Genomic DNA, 17,004 nt, shown 5'->3' with positions numbered 1-17,004 from the left:
CCATGTTTATCACACCCATCAAACCAAACACCACAGCCAAACCAAGTGCTGCTAAAACTAAAACTGAACCAATTGCTAAACCATTAAACAATGTGTCAAGAAATAAACTCATGCAACCACAATTTAAAAAAATAAATAATAACTAAAAAACTGAGGGGCGAATGCCCCCCAGTTTGCAGATCAATTTCAGATCAAAAAATCACATTTTATACTTGCCAGCATCAGGGCGCTTTTGAGTCCAGTCGCAGGTGTAACCCTTAGTTTCAGGAACATATTGATTCCAAGCTACAGGTTTCTTGAAGCCTTGATTTTCTAAGATTTTAAACATACCATCTTTCTGAACTTCACCGATCAATACAAGTTTATCTACATGATGATTAGGCTGCACTGTTACCTTGCCTTCTGGGGCATCAAAGCTCACTCCAATTAGTGCTTCTCGCACCTTATTATCATCTACACTATTTGCCTTTTCAGCAGCAGCAGCCCATAGGTAAACCATCATGTAGGCGGCTTCTGCCGGATCGTTTGTTACCCGCTTGTCGCCATATTTAGCCTTAAAGTCTGCAGTGAATTTTTTAGATGCTGGTGTATCTAGGCTCTGGAAGTAATTCCAGGCGGCATAGGTGCCTTCTAAATATTCCGGGCCGATAGCAGCGATCTCCTCTTCTGCAATTGAGAAGCTCATGATTGAGTATTTATTAGCAGGGGTGATTCCAGCAGCTTTCATCTGCTTAAAGAAAGCTACATTGCTATCACCATTTAAGGTGTTAACAATCACACCACCATTAGGTAGAGCCTGCTTGATCTTAGCAATGATCGGTGCCACTTCAGTATTGCCAAGGGGTAGGTAATCTTCACCCACTAACTTTCCACCCTTAGCCTTAAGTTGCTCCTTCATGATCGTGTTAGCCGTGCGGGGATACACGTAATCAGAACCAACTAAGAAAAAGTCTTTGCCTTTATTTTTAAGAAGCCAATCCACTGCTGGTTCAGCCTGCTGATTTGGAGTGGCGCCGCTGTAGAAGATATTTTTAGAGCATTCCTGGCCTTCATATTGAATTGGATAAAAGAGGAAATGATCCTTTGCTTCGTAAACAGGCAGCATCGCCTTACGGCTGGCGGAGGTCCAACCACCAAACACAACAGCTACCTTATCTGAATCGATAAGTTTCTTAGATTTCTCGGCAAAAGTTGGCCAATCTGAGGCGCCGTCTTCCTCTACAGGTACGATTTTTAACTTTTTACCATCGATAACAACACCGCCCTTGGCATTGATCTCATCGATAGCCATTAATTCGGCTTCGGCCACAGTGTTTTCAGAGATAGCCATGGTGCCACTGCGGGAATGCAAGATACCCACCTTCACTTCACCATCAAATCCGCCATCAGCCTTTTTCTCACCACTGCAAGCCACTATTGAAAGGCTTGCAGCTATAGCAGTGGTGCCACTGATGGCTCGAATGAAAAGCTTGTTTGAACGAATGGGGGCCATGCAAAAACTCCAAGTTTTGATCCGCGATGCAGCGGCATATTGGGAATTTATGGGTAGAAGAAATACTTGGTTGTAGTGGTTGAAACTTTTTTAGCTACTTGGTAGCTGTTGCAACAAAAATTGCTCCACTTGCTGCAAACCCTCGCCTGTTTTTAGGTTGGTAAAACACCAAGGACGCTCCCCACGCATGCGTTTAGTGTCGCTGGCCATCAAGGCAAGATCAGCTCCCACCATGGCGGCAAGATCGATCTTATTGATTACTAATAGATCAGATCGTGTAATCCCTGGGCCCCCTTTGCGGGGAATCTTGTCGCCAGCGGCCACATCGATTACATAGATACAGAGATCTACAAGTTCAGGGCTAAAACTGGCCGCCAGGTTATCGCCACCGCTTTCCACAAGTACCAAATCCAAGCGCGGAAAAGCAGTTTCTAACTCCTCCACCGCCGCTCGATTGATGGAACAATCCTCCCGAATTGCGGTGTGGGGGCAACCACCGGTTTCCACCCCGCGAATTCTTTCTGGTGCTAATGCACCAACCCGGGTGAGAAATTGAGCATCCTCTTGGGTGTAGATGTCGTTAGTTACAACAGCAAGTTGGAGGCGATCCCGCAAGCTGCGGCATAAAGCCTCCACCAAAGCAGTTTTACCGCAGCCCACGGGCCCAGCTATACCTACCCGTAGTCGACTCATCCAACTACTTTATTTGCACGTTTTAGCGATGCCTCTGGCAGGGTTACTCCAATTGCTTTTGCTGTATTTTTATTTAGTAGCAGTTCGGTTTTAGTGAGTGGTTCAAAGTTCATCCCAGCCGGCGATTCACCTTTAAGGATTCGCACAGCCATTTCGCCTGCTGCAAATCCATCCGCGTAATAACTCCAACCGATCACCCCTAAACAGCCGGGCAGATCGATATCTGGGGGATCAACTGAATACACAGGGATCTTGTTTTCAAGGCCCACTTTGCAAATCGAGCTGAAAGCTTGAATCGTGGCGTAGTCGCCAATTTTCACAAAGGCACCGATTTTCTTTGCAGCAAGTGCTTGAGCCGCCTGTAACACTTCACCTGAATTTGCTACCGCTTGGCTTTCCAGCTTGATCCCACGACGGGCCGCTTCCTGCGCTAGCAACTTGGCCTCAAATTCGGAATTTGGTTCGCCTGGGTTGTAGATCAAGCCAACGCTGCTCAAATTTGGATCCACTTCACGAGCTAAATCCAACTCCTCCCCCACCGGATTTGTGCCAACGGTGCCCACCACATTTGGCTTGTGTTGGCCCACCTTGCCGGGAGGTGTTCCAGCCCCTGCCCCCCATGGATTTGAGCAATAGCAAAACACCACAGGAATTGAAGCCGGTGCCACCTGCATCGCTGCCTGCAAAGGTGGCGTTCCAATTGCTAAGAACAAATCCACCGGTACGCCAACAAATTGTTTTGCCACCAAGGTGGTGTTTGCTAATTCGCCGGCGGCATCTTTTTGGATCACATTTAAGGATTCACCTTCCGCATAACCAGCTTTAGCAAGGGCTGCCATAAATCCCTTGCGCACAGAATTTGGCGGGGCAGCATCAACAAACTGCAGCATGCCGATGGTGGGGCCTTTTACTTTTTTATCGGCGCCAAGTTTTGAGCAAGCCGCAAGCAATGCCGTGCCGCTAAGGCCAACACCCGCTAAACCAAGAAAAGTACGCCGTTCCATCAGTAATTAATCGGCACTTGATTAGCTCACTTTGGCGCTGCCATAGAGCTCTCGCAAGTTTGTGTGGCTTAAATCTGCTTTTTCGGCGCCACTCCAATCCCCCCGCACCGAACCTTCATGGAGCATTAGCAAGCGATCGCCGTGGTTTAAGGCTTGTTCCAAGCTGTGGGTAACCATCAAGGTGGTGGTGCGGAGTTGGCGCACTAAACGTTCTGTGAGTTGCATCACCCGCGCTTCCGCCTTTGGATCCAAGGCTGCAGTGTGCTCATCGAGCAGCAATAGTTCAGGTTCCGCCAAAGTGGCCATTACAAGGCTGATCGTTTGCCGTTGGCCTCCGGATAATTGGCCCACGGGTGTATTTATGCGATCGGCAAGGGGCACCTCAAGGCTTTCCAATAGCTCTTGGAAACGAAGCACATCAAGTTTGTTTGGGCGAATACCTAAAAGACCTTGCCACCTAAACGGTGAACGGCGCCTTGATTCAGCAAGCCGTAAATTTTCAGCAATCGTGAGACCCGGCGCGGTGCCATCGAGGGGGTTTTGCATTACCCGACCAATCCAGCGGGCTCTGCGGTAATCCTTTAAGTGTTGCAAGGGTCTGCTATTTAACCGCAAACTGCCGGCCTGCAATGTGAGGCTGCCAGCTATGAGATTTAGCAATGTGGACTTTCCTGATCCATTGCTGCCGATTAATACCAAAAATTGAGCGGGGGGGCATTCGAGCTTGAAATCCTTAAACAGCTGTCGCCAACTGCCACCTGGCTGGCTATGACCCCAGCAAAGGCCTTCGATCTGCAAACTCATAAACGCTTACCTGCATTTGCAAGACCCGGCAATCGCAACCTACCAAGTGCCAATGCTGCAAGAAGCAGTAGCGCTGTAACGAGCTTTAAATCCACAGGCTCGAGGCCAACTTGCAAAGCAAGCGCAATCATGAAGCGGAACAAAATCGATCCAATCACCACTGCAAAAAGAGCCATCGGAATTGAACGGGGTCTACATACCGATTCACCAACGATCACAGCCCCAAGACCAAGGATTAAGGAACCAAAGCCCATAGTTACATCAGCAAAACCCTGGTAATAAGCAACTAAGGCACCTGCTAATGCAACAAATCCATTTGCGATTGCAATCCCCAAGGTGAGGCCGGCAGCTCCACTAACTGCATTGGCGCGGGCCATGGTGGGGTTATTGCCAAGGGCCCTGAGCGCTAGGCCTAAATCGGTTGCAAGCAATAGAGCAAGTAATCCAACTAAGCCGATAACCACCAAGCTGAGGGCAATCGCCCAGTCGCCATCACCACCACTACCCATATCAGGCAGAGGATCAAGGCCTAGATCGAGATTGATCAAAGGGATATTGGAGCGGCCCATCAAACGCAGGGTTATCGAATAGAGCCCTGTACTGGTGAGGATGCCGGCAAATAAATCGTTAACGCCGAGGCGCGTGTGAATTAGTGCAGTAACGCAACCAGCTAGGGCACCACTAAGCACTGCAGCTAGTAAGGCAAGCGCAGGATTCAGGCCATTTGTGATGAGTACTGCTGCCATGCCGCCACCGAGCGCAAAAGAGCCATCTACTGTGATGTCTGCAAAATTGAGCACCCGCAGAGTTAAATAAACGCCAAGGGCTAAACCGGCATAGGCAAGACCCTGGTTGTAAGCCCCAAGCCAAATAGAAAACATCGCCTTCAGATTCAAGCCACCATTCTGCTGCCACTAACTGGAATTGCCTGATTTCGCTGCTATCGAACCAATCACCCTGGCGGCATTGATTGCCTGCGGCCTCGCGGGGGGCTTTATCAACACAATTGCAGCCAGTGGTGCAACAGTTACCTTGCCAACGATGATTAGATTGGGCCTTAGCCCAGGAATCGCCAATGGCACCAATCGTTTAGCAGCAGTGGCGGGATTGGCAACTGCCACCTGGCGTTTTCAACAGGCGGGGGCAATCCCTTGGAAACTCACCTTAAAAGCAACATTGCCAATGGTGCTTGGCGCCAGCATTGGCGCCTTAGGCGCAACGGCTTTAGCAGATGAATGGATAACACTTGCTGTTGCAATTTCATTGATATTTGTATTAATTATATTAATAACAAAGCCAACTCAATTACTGCAAGAACCAGCAATAGAAAATGAAAACATAGAGCCCAAACTCGGCTTTTTATTTTATAGCCTAATGACCCTTACAGGTATATGGGCAGGATTTATATCTCTAGGTTCTGGTGTGATGACTTTGCTAGTACTTGTGCTGGCGGGCAAGATTCCATTAAAAACGGCAAATATTCTAAAATGTTTTGTGAGGTTAAGCTCCAGCCTTATAGCTTTGTTGATATTTGGATTGCGCGGTGATATCAATTGGTTATGGGCGCTTCCCTTAGCTCTTTCCAGCATGGTGGGGGCAAATGTAGCAGCGAAGATTGCTCTAGGCCCCCAAGCTAATCAATGGATATTTCGATCTCTAATTGTGGTGGTGTGTGTGGAAGCTGGCAGTTTCCTATGGCGGCTTAATCCAGGCCTACTGGCTTAGCGCTAGAACATGGCTTGAAATCAAATTTGCCAATGGCAACAGAAGCCCGCTGGAAAGGTCGCCTTATTGCCAGCAGTGATAGCACCATCAGCGTTGATGGCAATGCTTATTTCCCTGCTGCTGCGTTAGTTGAAAACTGCTTTCAGGCCTCCAGCCACCGCAGCGTATGCGGCTGGAAAGGAGAAGCTCACTATTACAACGTGGTAGTTGATGGTGAGGTGAATGAGAATGCTGCTTGGTATTACCCCGAACCAAAGGAAGCCGCAGCTGAAATCAAAGGCAGGGTGGCCTTTTGGAAAGGCGTAAAGGTGAGCGCTAGCGAGTGAGCATTATTAATGCGAAAGAGTTAAGTAAGATCTATCGAATTAGCGAAAAGCAGCCTGGTTTAGCTGGAACATTGCGACATTTGCTGCAACGTAAACACCGCGAGATAACAGCGGTAAATCAAGTTTCTTTTTCTATAGAACCCGGTGAAATTGTTGGTTTTCTTGGCCCAAATGGGGCAGGAAAAACAACAACATTAAAAATGCTCACCGGTTTAATTCATCCAAGTAGTGGCGAACTTTCAGTAGCTGGCCACAAACCATGGCAACGTAAAGCACGATTTTTACGCCAGATCACCCTGGTGATGGGTAATAGACAACAATTGCTGTGGGATCTTCCAGCTCTTGATTCATTAAAAGTTAACGCAGCTGTTTACGGTATCCCAGAAAAAGAAGCGCAGCGCCGTATAAATGAACTTGCCGAAATGTTAGAGCTTGGCGAAGAGCTGCTAAGGCCACTGCGCAAATTATCGCTGGGCCAACGCATGAAAACGGAATTATTAGCAGCGTTACTACATCAACCTGCAGTGTTATTTCTTGATGAACCAACCCTGGGCTTAGATGTAAATGCCCAGGTGCGGGTGAGGGAATTCCTTGCTGATTACAACAAACGAACAGGGGCAACAATGCTGCTCACAAGCCATTACATGGGCGATATAACCACCCTATGCCCAAGGGTGTTATTAATTCATCAAGGTGAACTATTTCACGACGGTTCTTTAAGCGAGCTCACCCAAAAACTTGCCCCCTGCAGCCAGGTGCGGATGGAACTAAGTGAAATTCACAGCGTTGAGGATTTCTGCGGCTACGGCGATATTCACTCCCTAAAGGGCCATCAGGTGCAGCTTTTAATACCTCGCGCTGAACTATCAGAACGGGTAGCAGCACTACTAAATCGCTTTGAAGTGGTGGATCTAGAAGTGAGTGCCCCGCCTATAGAAGAATTGATTGGCGGTTTATTCCGCACTAGAGATAAATTATGAAATGGGCTTGGCGGGTGGCACGGGCGCTGATAACAAGCCAATACGCCCTAATGCTGGAATATCGAGCAGAAATTATCCTCTGGGCACTTTCAGGGGTATTGCCTTTAATAATGCTTGGGGTATGGAGCGGCTCGGGCGCAGCTACTGCTGCGGGCATATCAGCGCAGCAGCTGAGTCGCTATTTTCTTGCTGCTTTTGTAGTGCGGCAATTTACGGTGGTGTGGTTGATAAATGTGTTTGAAGAAGATGCTCTACAAGGCAGATTATCGCCATTTTTACTGCAGCCAATATCTCCTTTATGGCGCTATCTCACCGCACATTTAAGTGAGCAAGCCTCTCGTATCCCTATTGTTGCAGTGCTACTCGTGCTGCTAGGAATAGCGGCACCTGGCTTAATTTGGTTGCCATCAGCAGGGGCAATATTTTTTGGATTTATTGCGATTATGGCTGCATTTTTACTTAGATTCCTACTCCAACTTGTATTAACCACTTTCTGCTTTTGGAGTGAAAAAGCTGCTGCAATTGATCGTTTACTCATGATTCCATATATGTTTCTTTCAGGCATTGTGGCGCCCATCGATACCTTCCCACCTGCAGTAAAGCGGCTTGCGATGGCAACTCCCTTCCCCTGGATGATTGATTTTCCTGCAAGGCTAATAGCAGGTGAACCGGTGAATATTGCGCTTGGTTTTGCTGCAATCACTGCTTGGTGTTTATTATTATTGCCGATTTGTCATCTGCTGTGGCGGGCAGGCCTGCGGCGTTACTCTGCGATGGGAGCATGAAGGAAATAAAACGCTATTGGCACAGTTTATGTTGCTTCTGGAGTAGTTCTATTGCAGCTGAATTTGAATACCCGCTTAATGCTTGGGTTGAATTGTTATCTGTGCTGGGCAATTTAGCTGGCAGTATATTTGTGCTGAAGCTTTTATTTGGCAACGGAGTTGCACTTGGGGGCTGGAGCTGGAATGGCTCATTAATAGTATTGGGCTTATATACAATTTTAGATGGCTTTACAACTTGCGTATTGCAACCAAATTTGAGCCGTATTGTGAATCATATTCAAACTGGCACCCTTGATTATGTATTACTAAAACCAATAGATAGCCAATTTTGGCTTTCAACCCGCACGGTATCCCCCTGGGGGTTGCCTGGAATTATTGTTGGCTTTTGCCTAATTTGCTGGGCACTATTTAAGCCAAGTTCAAGTATTAACTACGGCCTGCCCTCCAGTGGCGCTTTGCTACTTGCCGCAGCACTACTTATAGCTTCTTTGGCAATACTTTATAGCCTTTGGTTTGTATTAGCAGCACTAAGTATTTGGTTTATCAAAGTGTGGAATGCCACTGAAGTTTTAAGGTATACTTTAGTGGCAGGAAGATATCCCGTAAGTGCATACCCCCCTGCGCTTAGGTTAATTTTTACTTTTGTATTACCGGTGGCATTTCTTACAACTATTCCGGCAGAAGCGCTACTTGGCAAAAGCTCAAGTATTTGGGCAATCGCTGCTTTAGGTGTTGCAGGAATTTGTTTAACCGGCAGCCGCTTATTATGGAATTATGCACAACGCTTTTATACCTCTGCCTCTAGTTAATAAATTTGAAAATAACAGGCCGATGGTGCCAGCAGCCCTTCCGCCATGCCAGCCAAACCTTGAATAATTAACTCCTAAATAACTTTGAATACAAGCCGCCATGCTGCAATTGAGCGAGACCTGCCCCCACCCCTGCGCTGAACATTGAGCGTGGATCTTTACGCCATAAAAATATAGATTGAGCGCTTATTAGTGGTGCTAATTGCAGCTGTAAGCACTGGCTTGAGCTGGCACCAAAGGGCACTAAACGCACTGCTGCACTGATTTGATTTGCCACCCAATTATATAAATAAGCCTCTAATAAATCATCGCCTGGCACATCAAAACAACACCCCGCCCATGCCCATGCAGCAGTCCAGCCAAATTCAGGTTTTTGCATTGATAATGGCCAACCCATCACCGCTAATAATTGCAAAAGAGATTGCCCCATCTGCAACTGCTGAGCCCGCATTTCAACTGCATCACGTTGGGCTAACAGCCAGCCATTTAACTCAAATAAAGCTGGCGCATCATTGCAAATAATGGCCTGCTGCAAAGGCGCAAGCGCTGCTGCTTCCACCCTTAATAACCCTGTTTGCAGTTCGGCTTCCAGCCAACTTTTAAGGCTAGCAATCTCATTTAATTCTCCTTTGTGCAACAACACCTCTAAACCTTCCGAATAACCAAAACCCCCCACAGGTAATGCGGGGCTCACCAATTGCAGCAATGCCAAAGGCAATGTCATCGATGTTGATGTTGATGATTATGTTGCTCAGTGTTGTGATAAGCCCCTACTTCCGGCAAAAAAGCAGCCTGCAGAGCTGAAACTTTCAGGCCCCGTTGTTGCAACATTTGCGCCAAAACAGGATCAGCTAATAGGCGTAATTCATCAACTTTCACCTCTAATGCCACATGGCGGTTGCCAAGGTGATAAGCCGCCTGCAGCAAGCTGAGCGGATCATCACTGCACACCACCAGTAGCGGCTCTTTTGCTGCAACCACTACCGCTAGTGGTATGCCCGCTTCTGCAGCCAAGCCTTCGCCAGGCTGCAGATATCCCCCCCTTGGCAATTGCAACAACACCTCCCTGCCGCAGCTACAGCGGCGCAAACCACGGCTCACCTGCCGTTCAGCAGCGGTTAGTGGTAATTGCAGTAACACCCCAATAGATTCAACATTTAAGCCGGCATCGCAACGTTGCTGCAACAACAGTGGCTTCTGTTCCTCTTGCATCAAGCCAAGCTGGCATAAATCCATGCGGTTGGCGTGGAACTGCTGATTTGCAATTTCAGCTCAATGGCCTCGGTTGCACCAGCTTTCAAGGCGGCACCACTGCTCCTTTAAAGCTTTTGCGGCCTTTCAACGGCGCCGCTGGCCGTTGCGAACTACCGCTACTGCACACTGCCGGCGGCCTGGTGGGGGGAGATCAGCTAGCGATCAAGCTCGAACTCGCCCCTAATAGTTGCGCCCTAATTACCAGCGTGGCAGCTCAAAAGATCTACGGCACTAGGGGACGCTCCCGCCTCGATCCAAACGGCCGTTGGGCTGAAATTAAGCTGCAAAGCAAGCTTGCCGCCGGCGCTGATCTCGAATGGTTACCTCAAGAAACCGTTGTATTTGAGGGCGGCTTATTACAGCAGCAGCACCGGGTAGAGCTCGCCGAAAATGCCAGCTGGCTCGGCATTGATGTGGTGCGGTTGGGGCGCACCGCAAGGGGTGAAACCTTGGGTAGCGGTTGCTGGCGCAGCAGCCTTGAGATACGGCGTCATTTAAGCAGTGGTGTCCGCTGGGAATTAGTAGATCGGCTGCAAATTGAGTGCAATTCCTTAAATGCAGCCCATGGCCTTCAGGGGCAACCAGTGCTGGGCAGCCTCGTGTGGGCAGCGCCCAATCCGCTTGATCAAAAGGAAATCAAACAACTACTACTGCAGGCCCGCCAAGACGGCCTTGAGCTGGAGGGAGAGATGGCAATCAGCCAGCTGCCGCAGGGGCTTATCGCCCGTTACCTAGGCCCTTCCAGCCAAGCGGCCCGCTTTTGGTTTTGCCGCCTTTGGATGCTGATTCGTGAATTGCGCTGCCTTGCTGCACCCACACCACCGAGGGTATGGCCGATTCAAGAAAATCCATGCGGCAGAAATCTCAATTGATTAGCCACCACCACAACGGCACGGTTACGAGCGCCATAGCTGTGCTGATTAATACCAAACCCGCCGCATCATTTATCCCTTCCCCCGCCGCTTCCGCCATCAACAACACTGAAATCGCCGTGGGGGCTGCCGCCTGCAACACCAAAGCATCCGCAACTAAACCAGGTAAGCCAAGCCAAGTTGTTATCAGCGCAAATAGCAACGGCAACAGCAGCAATTTGATTGATAACGCCGGCGCTAATTTCCTCCAGCTCTGCCAGCTAAAACCTTCTGCAAGTTCACCCTGCTGCTGCATCACCCCTATTCGCATCCCCACCAAAAGCAAAGCCAGCAACAACACCAAACGGGCGGGCCACCAGAGCAGGCTTGCTAGGGGCTCTTGCCAAGGGGTGAGTTGCAGCGCAAAAGCAAGCAAAAATCCATGGGTGGCAGGGCTTTGGCTAAGGTCGCGGCGAAAGGAACGGCGCCTCTCGCTGCTGGATTTCAGCAGCCGTGGCCCCAGCGTCCAGCTCAACAATGTGGCAGCGAGGTCGTAAGCAATCGCAGCACCAAGGGCTGGAGGTGGCAGCAGAGCCAAAGCCACTGGAATGCCGAAATAGGTGGTATTGCCGGTGGCTGCCCCAAGCTGCAAGGCGCCATTAGGCAGCAAACGCCTCAGTGGCGGCAGCAAATGCAGCAACAGCATCACGCTTGCAATTAAAAAAAGCGCTAACGCGGCAGCAAGTAAAAAATCGCGATTTAAACCCGAGCGCAGCAGCAATGCCGCCACACCTAATGGAATGCCGTAGCGCACTAAAAGTGGTGCTATTCGCCCAGGCAGTAGGGGATAACGCAAACCCAGAGCAAGCCCTAGGGCCAGAGTGGGTATTAGTTCCAGTAAAAGTTTCAGCACAGCTCAATCTTTCAACAGTGTTTGCAGCCCATGCACCTATCTCCACAAGAAAAAGACAAGCTTTTGATCGTTACCGCCGCATTACTGGTGGAACGGCGCCTAGCGAGGGGTTTAAAACTCAACCACCCAGAAGCTGTGGCCTGGCTCAGCTTTCAAATCTTGGAAGGGGCGCGGGATGGCAAAACCGTAGCGGCGCTGATGCAAGAAGGCAGCACCTGGCTAAAACGCGAACAGGTGATGGATGGAGTAGCTGAATTAATTAACGAAGTGCAAATGGAAGCCACCTTCCCCGATGGCACCAAGCTCGTAACCGTGCATCAACCAATTCGATGATTATCCCCGGCGAATTACTTCCAGAACCAGGCTTTATTGAGCTAAATGCCGGCCGGCCTGTAACCAACTTGATGGTGGCAAATAGCGGCGATCGGCCGATTCAAGTGGGATCTCACTTTCACTTTGCCGAAGCCAATGCTGCCTTGTTATTCGATCGGGATGCCGCCCGAGGGAAAAGACTAAATATCCCTGCCGGTACGGCGATTCGTTTTGAACCAGGTGATAAAAGGGAAGTGGAATTAGTGCCCTTTGTTGGTGCTCGCCGCGTAGTGGGTTTCAACGCACAAGTAAACGGCCACCTCGATGGAGATAACTAATGGCATATCAAATGGATCGCCGCAGCTACGCCGAAACCTATGGCCCCACCACTGGAGATCGGTTGCGCCTGGCAGACACCAATTTGATCCTGGAGGTGGAAAAAGACTTCACCTCTTACGGCGATGAGGTGAAATTTGGCGGCGGCAAAGTTATTCGTGATGGCATGGGTCAAGGCCAGAGCAGTCGCGCTGCTGGCGCTGTAGATACGGTAATAACAAATGCCCTAATCCTTGATTGGTGGGGCATCGTTAAAGCTGATGTGGGTATTAGAGATGGCCGCATTTGCGCCATCGGTAAAGCCGGCAATCCAGATATCAGTAACAACATCGATATCGTGATCGGCCCTGGCACCGAAGCAATCGCCGGCGAGGGCCATATCCTCACCGCTGGTGCCATAGATACCCATATTCATTTCATCTGTCCCCAGCAGATTGAAACCGCTTTAGCAAGCGGAGTTACCACGATGTTGGGGGGCGGCACAGGCCCTGCCACCGGCACCAATGCCACCACCTGCACGCCAGGGGCTTTTCACTTGGCCCGGATGCTCCAAGCAGCGGAAGGTTTACCGGTGAATCTGGGCTTTTTTGGCAAAGGCAATGCCAGCACTCCAGAGGCTTTAGAAGAGCAAATTCGAGCTGGGGCCTGCGGCCTCAAATTGCATGAAGACTGGGGCACCACCCCTAGTGCGATCGATTGCTGCCTAGGGGTAGCCGATCGCTTTGATGTGCAGGTGTGCATCCACACAGACACCTTGAATGAAGCCGGCTTTGTAGAAGACACAATCCGCGCCATTGCTGGCCGCACCATCCACACCTTCCACACCGAAGGGGCAGGGGGCGGCCACGCCCCAGACATCATCAAAATTTGCGGCCAAGCCAACGTGCTCCCAAGCAGCACAAATCCCACCAGGCCTTACACCCGCAACACCCTGGAAGAGCATCTCGACATGTTGATGGTGTGCCACCACCTAGATGCAGGCATACCAGAGGATGTGGCATTTGCAGAATCGCGAATTCGCCGCGAAACAATCGCCGCAGAAGACATCCTTCACGACCTTGGCGCTTTCTCAATCATTGCCAGCGATTCCCAAGCGATGGGCAGGGTGGGGGAGGTGATAACCCGCACCTTTCAAACAGCCCACAAAATGAAGGCGCAGCGGGGTGCTCTAACAGGCGATAGCTCCCGCAACGACAACAACCGGATTAAACGCTACATAGCAAAATTCACTATTAACCCTGCCATAGCCCATGGCATCAACAGCCAAGTGGGTTCAGTTGAGGTGGGCAAGCTTGCTGATTTAGTGCTCTGGAAACCAGGATTTTTTGGGGTAAAACCGGAACTAATCCTTAAAGCAGGCAGCATCGCTTGGGCCCAAATGGGTGACGCCAACGCTTCAATTCCCACCCCCGGGCCAGTGCACGGCCGGCCAATGTTTGCCACCTATGGCAGGGCTCTCGCCCCCAGCTGTTTTACCTTCATGAGCCAGGCGGCCCTTGATGCTGATCTACCTCGCCAGCTGGGTTTAGAACGCCCTTGCCTACCGGTGCAACACACCCGCGATATCGGTAAAGCGGCAATGCTTAACAACAACAGCTTGCCCAATATTGAAGTGGATCCTGAAACCTATGAGGTTTTTGCCGATGGCGAACTGCTCAGCTGCGAACCAGCTGATGAATTACCGATGGCCCAACGTTATTTTCTGCTTTAGCTAAATTATAAAAACTAAAACGGTAACTTTTTATACAAATAAATCCCTCCAATACCCGGAGATATGTGATTCCGTAGCAAAAGGCACCTTGCAACTGCTTAATAATTAAGAAGGTGTTGGTGGGATAAGCCTTGATTGTGAGCTCGATGTTTGAAAGCTACGTTCCAATCGGCGGCTTTGATGAATACATGAGCCCCAGCCACACGCCCCGCAAAGCGATGGGCGCCCTAATGGACCAACTAGGAGCCCTGGGCTTACCGCAATTAAACGAAAACCATCGCGCTGCTGAACAACTATTAAAAAGGCTTGGTGCCACCTTCCGCCTATACAACAGCAACTCGGAAGCAAGCGAGCGGATCCTGCCATTCGACCCGCTGCCCCGCCTGATCGATCAACAGGATTGGGCAGTGCTAGAGGCGGGCCTAATTCAACGCCTAGAGGCAATAGATCTTTTTCTTAGCGATATTTATGGTGAACAAAAAATAATTAAAGACGGTATTATCCCCGCAGAAGACATTCTTAGTAGCCAGGGCTGGCGACCCCAAATGCAAGATGTTGTGCCGCCACTTGCAAGATGGTGTCACATTTCTGGCCTTGATCTTATACGTGATGGGGATGGCACCTGGCGCGTATTAGAAGACAACCTACGCTGCCCCTCGGGAGTTGCATATTTCTTAGAAAATCGCCGTGTGATGAAACAACTCTTTGGTGGATTATTCCAAAGCCAACGAATCACTCCAATTGATAACTACGCATCACAACTGCTGCAAACGCTTCAAGAGATGGCCCCTTGGACAGATAGTCCGCAAGTGGTACTCCTAACCCCTGGTGTTCATAATAGTGCTTACTTTGAGCATAGCTATCTAGCGCGATTGATGGGAATTCAATTGGTGGAAGGCACCGATCTTTTATGTGAAGACAACAAAGTTTGGATGCGAAGCACCAACGGATTAGAGCGAGTTGATGTGATCTACAGGCGCATCGATGATGATTTCCTTGATCCCGATTGCTTTCGTAGTGATTCGATGCTTGGGGTGAAAGGCCTGATGGGTTCCTTCCGCGATGGCCAAGTAGCGATCGCAAATGCACCGGGCACTGGAGTTGCAGACGACAAATTGATTTATGCCTACGTGCCCCAAATGATTCGCTATTACCTAGGCGAAGAAGCAATTATTCCAAACGTAACCACCTTTTTATGCGCAAGGCCAAAAGACTGCCTCTATGTATTAGAACACCTGCCTGAATTAGTAGTGAAAGCTGTATCGGAAGCCGGCGGTTACGGAATGTTGATCGGCCCCCATGCAAGCCCAGCGGAAATTGAAAGTTTTAGCAAATTAATCCAAGCAAATCCTCGCAATTACATCGCCCAGCCAACCCTGCAACTTTCAACAGTGCCCTCCCTAAGCGAAGGCGAGCTCTACCCCTGCCATGTGGATCTAAGGCCATACATATTGAGGGGCAAACAAAGCTGGGTAACAGCGGGAGGCCTCACTCGAGTAGCCCTTAAACGAGGTTCCCTCGTGGTGAATTCCTCCCAAGGTGGGGGTAGTAAAGATACCTGGGTGGTTTCATGCTCAGCCGTGTAGCAGAACAGCTTTACTGGATCTTCCGGTATGTGGAAAGGGCCGATAATCTGGCCCGATTTTTAGACGTTGGAATGTCGATGGCGCTCGATTCACCAGCAGATGGTGATGCGGTGTGGCTACCCCTTATCGAAGCATGCGCAGAGAGCAGCCTGTTTGAAGAATTGCATCCTGCAGGTGGGGCAGCAGCAGTGGAATGGTTTCTGCTGGCACAAGCGCAAAACCCAAACGCAATCTGTAATTGCATCGCAATCGCTCGAGAAAATGCAAGGCAAATCCGTGAAGTGATCCCTAATGAATTTTTTGAAGAATTAAATGCATTGCATCTTGATTTACAACCAGGGGAATCTTTTTGGCAGCAAGCCTTACCGGAACAATTGCAGTTAATTCGTAGGGGTTGTCAGCAGCTTTATGGCATTGCAGATTCAAGTATGCGTAGGGATATCAGCTGGCAATTTGCAAACTTAGGCAGATTGATTGAACGGGCTGAAAAGACAGCAAGAATTCTTGATGTGAAGTATTTTTTGCTACTGCCAAGCCCTCAAGATATTGGTGGCGCCTTAGACGAACTGCAGTGGATTGCTTTATTACGATCCGCCAGCGCGTATCAAATGTATAGACAACACACCCAACAACCGATCACCCCTAGTGGAGTTGCTGAATTTCTATTACTTGATCCCGATTTCCCCCGCTCTGTGCGCTACTGCCTCAATGGCATTGCCGAAGCAATCGCAAGCATTGATCAACAGCCACTCCTGCAAAGTGGCCATCCCCTAAGCCGTAGTTTAGGGCGCCTGCAAGCCACCTGGAATTTCTCCCAGGTGGGAGAGGTAATTAATTTTGGCCTGCATCAGGTGATTGATGAATTGCAACTGCAAATCAATCAACTCCATAGCCTGCTGGAAACCCGCTACTTTATTACAAACCAATGCACATAAAACTAAGCCATAGCTTCACGTATACCTATTCAAAACCGGTGCAACTTGGCGCCCATCGCCTTTGCTTAATGCCTCGTACGATCGGATTTCAAAAACTGATTAGCCATAAAATTAGTTTCAATCCAGAGCCTTGGCATAAATATGAATTACTCGCCGCCGGTGGCGATCAGATTCTTCGGGCGAAATTCATCGGCAACACAGATCGCCTTGAAATACTTTCCGAATCTGAGGTAATTACATCAGCACCACCTTTAATTGAACTGTGCCTGGATGAACAAGAAGCAAGATTGCCTTACCCAATCGGAAAGTTAAATGCAGATTTAGTAAGCAACCTGCAGGGCTGGCTACCGAATGGGCAACATGATCCAGCCGCCATCGCTCTTGCTCAAGAAGCAACGATCGGAAGCGATCAACGCTGTCTCAGCTTCTTGCAGCAATTACATGAGTTGATTCAAGAAAGAGTCAACTACACCCAGCGCCACAATGGC

General features: G+C 49.4%; 20 protein-coding genes. 12 read left to right on the top strand and 8 right to left on the bottom strand.

Features of this window, described 5'->3' with window-relative positions; all coding sequences use genetic code 11:
* Nucleotides 1-199 precede the first annotated feature (199 nt).
* The 5 genes from urtA to KB557_RS03575 form a co-directional block, all read right to left on the bottom strand.
* A complete protein-coding gene (urtA, locus tag KB557_RS03595; RefSeq protein ID WP_255131442.1) occupies nt 200-1,492 on the bottom strand; it encodes an urea ABC transporter substrate-binding protein in 1,293 nt (430 codons plus the stop codon).
* A gap of 90 nt (nt 1,493-1,582) precedes the next feature.
* Nucleotides 1,583-2,185, bottom strand: a complete 603-nt coding sequence (gene ureG / locus KB557_RS03590; protein ID WP_255131441.1) for an urease accessory protein UreG — start codon at nt 2,183-2,185, stop codon at nt 1,583-1,585.
* A complete protein-coding gene (locus KB557_RS03585; RefSeq protein WP_255131440.1) occupies nt 2,182-3,189 on the bottom strand; it encodes an ABC transporter substrate-binding protein in 1,008 nt (335 codons plus the stop codon). The genes ureG and KB557_RS03585 overlap by 4 nt, the downstream gene beginning before the upstream one ends.
* Before the next feature lie 21 nt (nt 3,190-3,210).
* Nucleotides 3,211-3,993, bottom strand: coding sequence for an ABC transporter ATP-binding protein (locus KB557_RS03580; RefSeq protein WP_255131438.1), 783 nt, complete (start codon nt 3,991-3,993; stop codon nt 3,211-3,213).
* Complete coding sequence (locus KB557_RS03575; protein ID WP_255131437.1) at nt 3,990-4,874, bottom strand: ABC transporter permease; 885 nt, start codon at nt 4,872-4,874, stop codon at nt 3,990-3,992. The genes KB557_RS03580 and KB557_RS03575 overlap by 4 nt, the downstream gene beginning before the upstream one ends.
* Before the next feature lie 43 nt (nt 4,875-4,917).
* On the opposite strand from KB557_RS03575, the gene KB557_RS03570 reads away from it, so the two are divergent.
* Genes KB557_RS03570 through KB557_RS03550 form a run of 5 tightly spaced genes read left to right on the top strand, consistent with a single transcriptional unit; the run spans nt 4,918 to nt 8,618 of the window.
* Nucleotides 4,918-5,718, top strand: a complete 801-nt coding sequence (locus KB557_RS03570; protein WP_255131436.1) for a sulfite exporter TauE/SafE family protein — start codon at nt 4,918-4,920, stop codon at nt 5,716-5,718.
* Between the two features lie 32 nt (nt 5,719-5,750).
* Nucleotides 5,751-6,044, top strand: coding sequence for a DUF427 domain-containing protein (locus KB557_RS03565; protein ID WP_255131435.1), 294 nt, complete (start codon nt 5,751-5,753; stop codon nt 6,042-6,044).
* Complete coding sequence (locus KB557_RS03560; protein WP_399218605.1) at nt 6,041-7,024, top strand: ATP-binding cassette domain-containing protein; 984 nt, start codon at nt 6,041-6,043, stop codon at nt 7,022-7,024. The genes KB557_RS03565 and KB557_RS03560 overlap by 4 nt, the downstream gene beginning before the upstream one ends.
* Nucleotides 7,021-7,809, top strand: coding sequence for an ABC-2 family transporter protein (locus KB557_RS03555; RefSeq protein WP_255131434.1), 789 nt, complete (start codon nt 7,021-7,023; stop codon nt 7,807-7,809). The genes KB557_RS03560 and KB557_RS03555 overlap by 4 nt, the downstream gene beginning before the upstream one ends.
* Before the next feature lie 5 nt (nt 7,810-7,814).
* Nucleotides 7,815-8,618, top strand: coding sequence for an ABC transporter permease (locus KB557_RS03550; protein WP_255131443.1), 804 nt, complete (start codon nt 7,815-7,817; stop codon nt 8,616-8,618).
* A gap of 67 nt (nt 8,619-8,685) precedes the next feature.
* Here KB557_RS03550 and KB557_RS03545 read toward each other — a convergent pair whose 3' ends face one another.
* Together KB557_RS03545 and ureE are read right to left on the bottom strand one after the other, a co-directional pair.
* The gene (locus tag KB557_RS03545; RefSeq protein ID WP_255131433.1) at nt 8,686-9,342 is read right to left on the bottom strand and encodes an urease accessory protein UreF; all 657 of its coding nucleotides are present in this window, start codon (nt 9,340-9,342) and stop codon (nt 8,686-8,688) included.
* Nucleotides 9,339-9,830: an urease accessory protein UreE gene (gene ureE, locus KB557_RS03540; protein ID WP_255131432.1), complete on the bottom strand. Its 492-nt coding sequence runs from the start codon at nt 9,828-9,830 to the stop codon at nt 9,339-9,341. The genes KB557_RS03545 and ureE overlap by 4 nt, the downstream gene beginning before the upstream one ends.
* On the opposite strand from ureE, the gene KB557_RS03535 reads away from it, so the two are divergent.
* Entirely contained in the window at nt 9,809-10,744 is a 936-nt protein-coding gene (locus KB557_RS03535) for an urease accessory protein UreD (protein ID WP_255131431.1), read from the top strand. The two genes, ureE and KB557_RS03535, sit on opposite strands and share 22 nt — an antisense overlap.
* Here KB557_RS03535 and KB557_RS03530 read toward each other — a convergent pair.
* On the bottom strand, nt 10,737-11,636 hold the full coding sequence (locus KB557_RS03530) for an AEC family transporter (protein ID WP_255131430.1): 900 nt from the start codon (nt 11,634-11,636) through the stop codon (nt 10,737-10,739). The two genes, KB557_RS03535 and KB557_RS03530, sit on opposite strands and share 8 nt — an antisense overlap.
* Before the next feature lie 30 nt (nt 11,637-11,666).
* Between KB557_RS03530 and KB557_RS03525 the strand changes: the two genes are divergently transcribed.
* From KB557_RS03525 to KB557_RS03500, 6 genes are all read left to right on the top strand, one after another.
* Nucleotides 11,667-11,969 carry an urease subunit gamma gene (locus KB557_RS03525; protein ID WP_255131428.1) on the top strand — a complete coding sequence of 101 codons (303 nt, stop codon included), beginning with the start codon at nt 11,667-11,669 and terminating at the stop codon, nt 11,967-11,969.
* On the top strand, nt 11,966-12,286 hold the full coding sequence (locus KB557_RS03520) for an urease subunit beta (protein ID WP_255131427.1): 321 nt from the start codon (nt 11,966-11,968) through the stop codon (nt 12,284-12,286). Before KB557_RS03525 ends, KB557_RS03520 begins: the two co-directional genes overlap by 4 nt.
* Nucleotides 12,286-13,995, top strand: coding sequence for an urease subunit alpha (gene ureC / locus KB557_RS03515; RefSeq protein ID WP_255131425.1), 1,710 nt, complete (start codon nt 12,286-12,288; stop codon nt 13,993-13,995). The genes KB557_RS03520 and ureC overlap by 1 nt, the downstream gene beginning before the upstream one ends.
* Before the next feature lie 146 nt (nt 13,996-14,141).
* Nucleotides 14,142-15,581 (top strand): circularly permuted type 2 ATP-grasp protein, encoded by a 1,440-nt coding sequence (locus tag KB557_RS03510; protein WP_255131424.1) that lies wholly within the window; start codon nt 14,142-14,144, stop codon nt 15,579-15,581.
* The gene (locus KB557_RS03505) at nt 15,566-16,516 is read left to right on the top strand and encodes an alpha-E domain-containing protein (RefSeq protein ID WP_255131422.1); all 951 of its coding nucleotides are present in this window, start codon (nt 15,566-15,568) and stop codon (nt 16,514-16,516) included. The genes KB557_RS03510 and KB557_RS03505 overlap by 16 nt, the downstream gene beginning before the upstream one ends.
* A partial coding sequence (locus KB557_RS03500) for a transglutaminase N-terminal domain-containing protein (RefSeq protein ID WP_315856184.1) occupies nt 16,507-17,004 on the top strand: 498 nt, incomplete at its 3' end. The genes KB557_RS03505 and KB557_RS03500, both read left to right, overlap by 10 nt.

The organism is Synechococcus sp. Cruz CV12-2-Slac-r, assembly GCF_024346075.1.
In the GTDB taxonomy this organism is placed as follows: domain Bacteria; phylum Cyanobacteriota; class Cyanobacteriia; order PCC-6307; family Cyanobiaceae; genus Synechococcus_D.
Note: the sequence above shows the minus strand (reverse complement) of the source record. Positions and strands in the feature narration are given on the sequence as shown.

What these genes read in the sequence shown, in the direction of transcription:
- urtA (WP_255131442.1), bottom strand. Translation starts at nt 1,492, where the DNA reads ATGGCCCCCATTCGTTCAAACAAGCTTTTCATTCGAGCCATCAGTGGC.
- ureG (WP_255131441.1), bottom strand. Translation starts at nt 2,185, where the DNA reads ATGAGTCGACTACGGGTAGGTATAGCTGGGCCCGTGGGCTGCGGTAAA.
- KB557_RS03585 (WP_255131440.1), bottom strand. Translation starts at nt 3,189, where the DNA reads ATGGAACGGCGTACTTTTCTTGGTTTAGCGGGTGTTGGCCTTAGCGGC.
- KB557_RS03580 (WP_255131438.1), bottom strand. Translation starts at nt 3,993, where the DNA reads ATGAGTTTGCAGATCGAAGGCCTTTGCTGGGGTCATAGCCAGCCAGGT.
- KB557_RS03575 (WP_255131437.1), bottom strand. Translation starts at nt 4,874, where the DNA reads ATGTTTTCTATTTGGCTTGGGGCTTACAACCAGGGTCTTGCCTATGCC.
- KB557_RS03565 (WP_255131435.1), top strand. Translation starts at nt 5,751, where the DNA reads ATGGCAACAGAAGCCCGCTGGAAAGGTCGCCTTATTGCCAGCAGTGAT.
- KB557_RS03555 (WP_255131434.1), top strand. Translation starts at nt 7,021, where the DNA reads ATGAAATGGGCTTGGCGGGTGGCACGGGCGCTGATAACAAGCCAATAC.
- KB557_RS03545 (WP_255131433.1), bottom strand. Translation starts at nt 9,342, where the DNA reads ATGACATTGCCTTTGGCATTGCTGCAATTGGTGAGCCCCGCATTACCT.
- ureE (WP_255131432.1), bottom strand. Translation starts at nt 9,830, where the DNA reads ATGCAAGAGGAACAGAAGCCACTGTTGTTGCAGCAACGTTGCGATGCC.
- KB557_RS03525 (WP_255131428.1), top strand. Translation starts at nt 11,667, where the DNA reads ATGCACCTATCTCCACAAGAAAAAGACAAGCTTTTGATCGTTACCGCC.
- KB557_RS03520 (WP_255131427.1), top strand. Translation starts at nt 11,966, where the DNA reads ATGATTATCCCCGGCGAATTACTTCCAGAACCAGGCTTTATTGAGCTA.
- ureC (WP_255131425.1), top strand. Translation starts at nt 12,286, where the DNA reads ATGGCATATCAAATGGATCGCCGCAGCTACGCCGAAACCTATGGCCCC.
- KB557_RS03510 (WP_255131424.1), top strand. Translation starts at nt 14,142, where the DNA reads ATGTTTGAAAGCTACGTTCCAATCGGCGGCTTTGATGAATACATGAGC.
- KB557_RS03505 (WP_255131422.1), top strand. Translation starts at nt 15,566, where the DNA reads ATGCTCAGCCGTGTAGCAGAACAGCTTTACTGGATCTTCCGGTATGTG.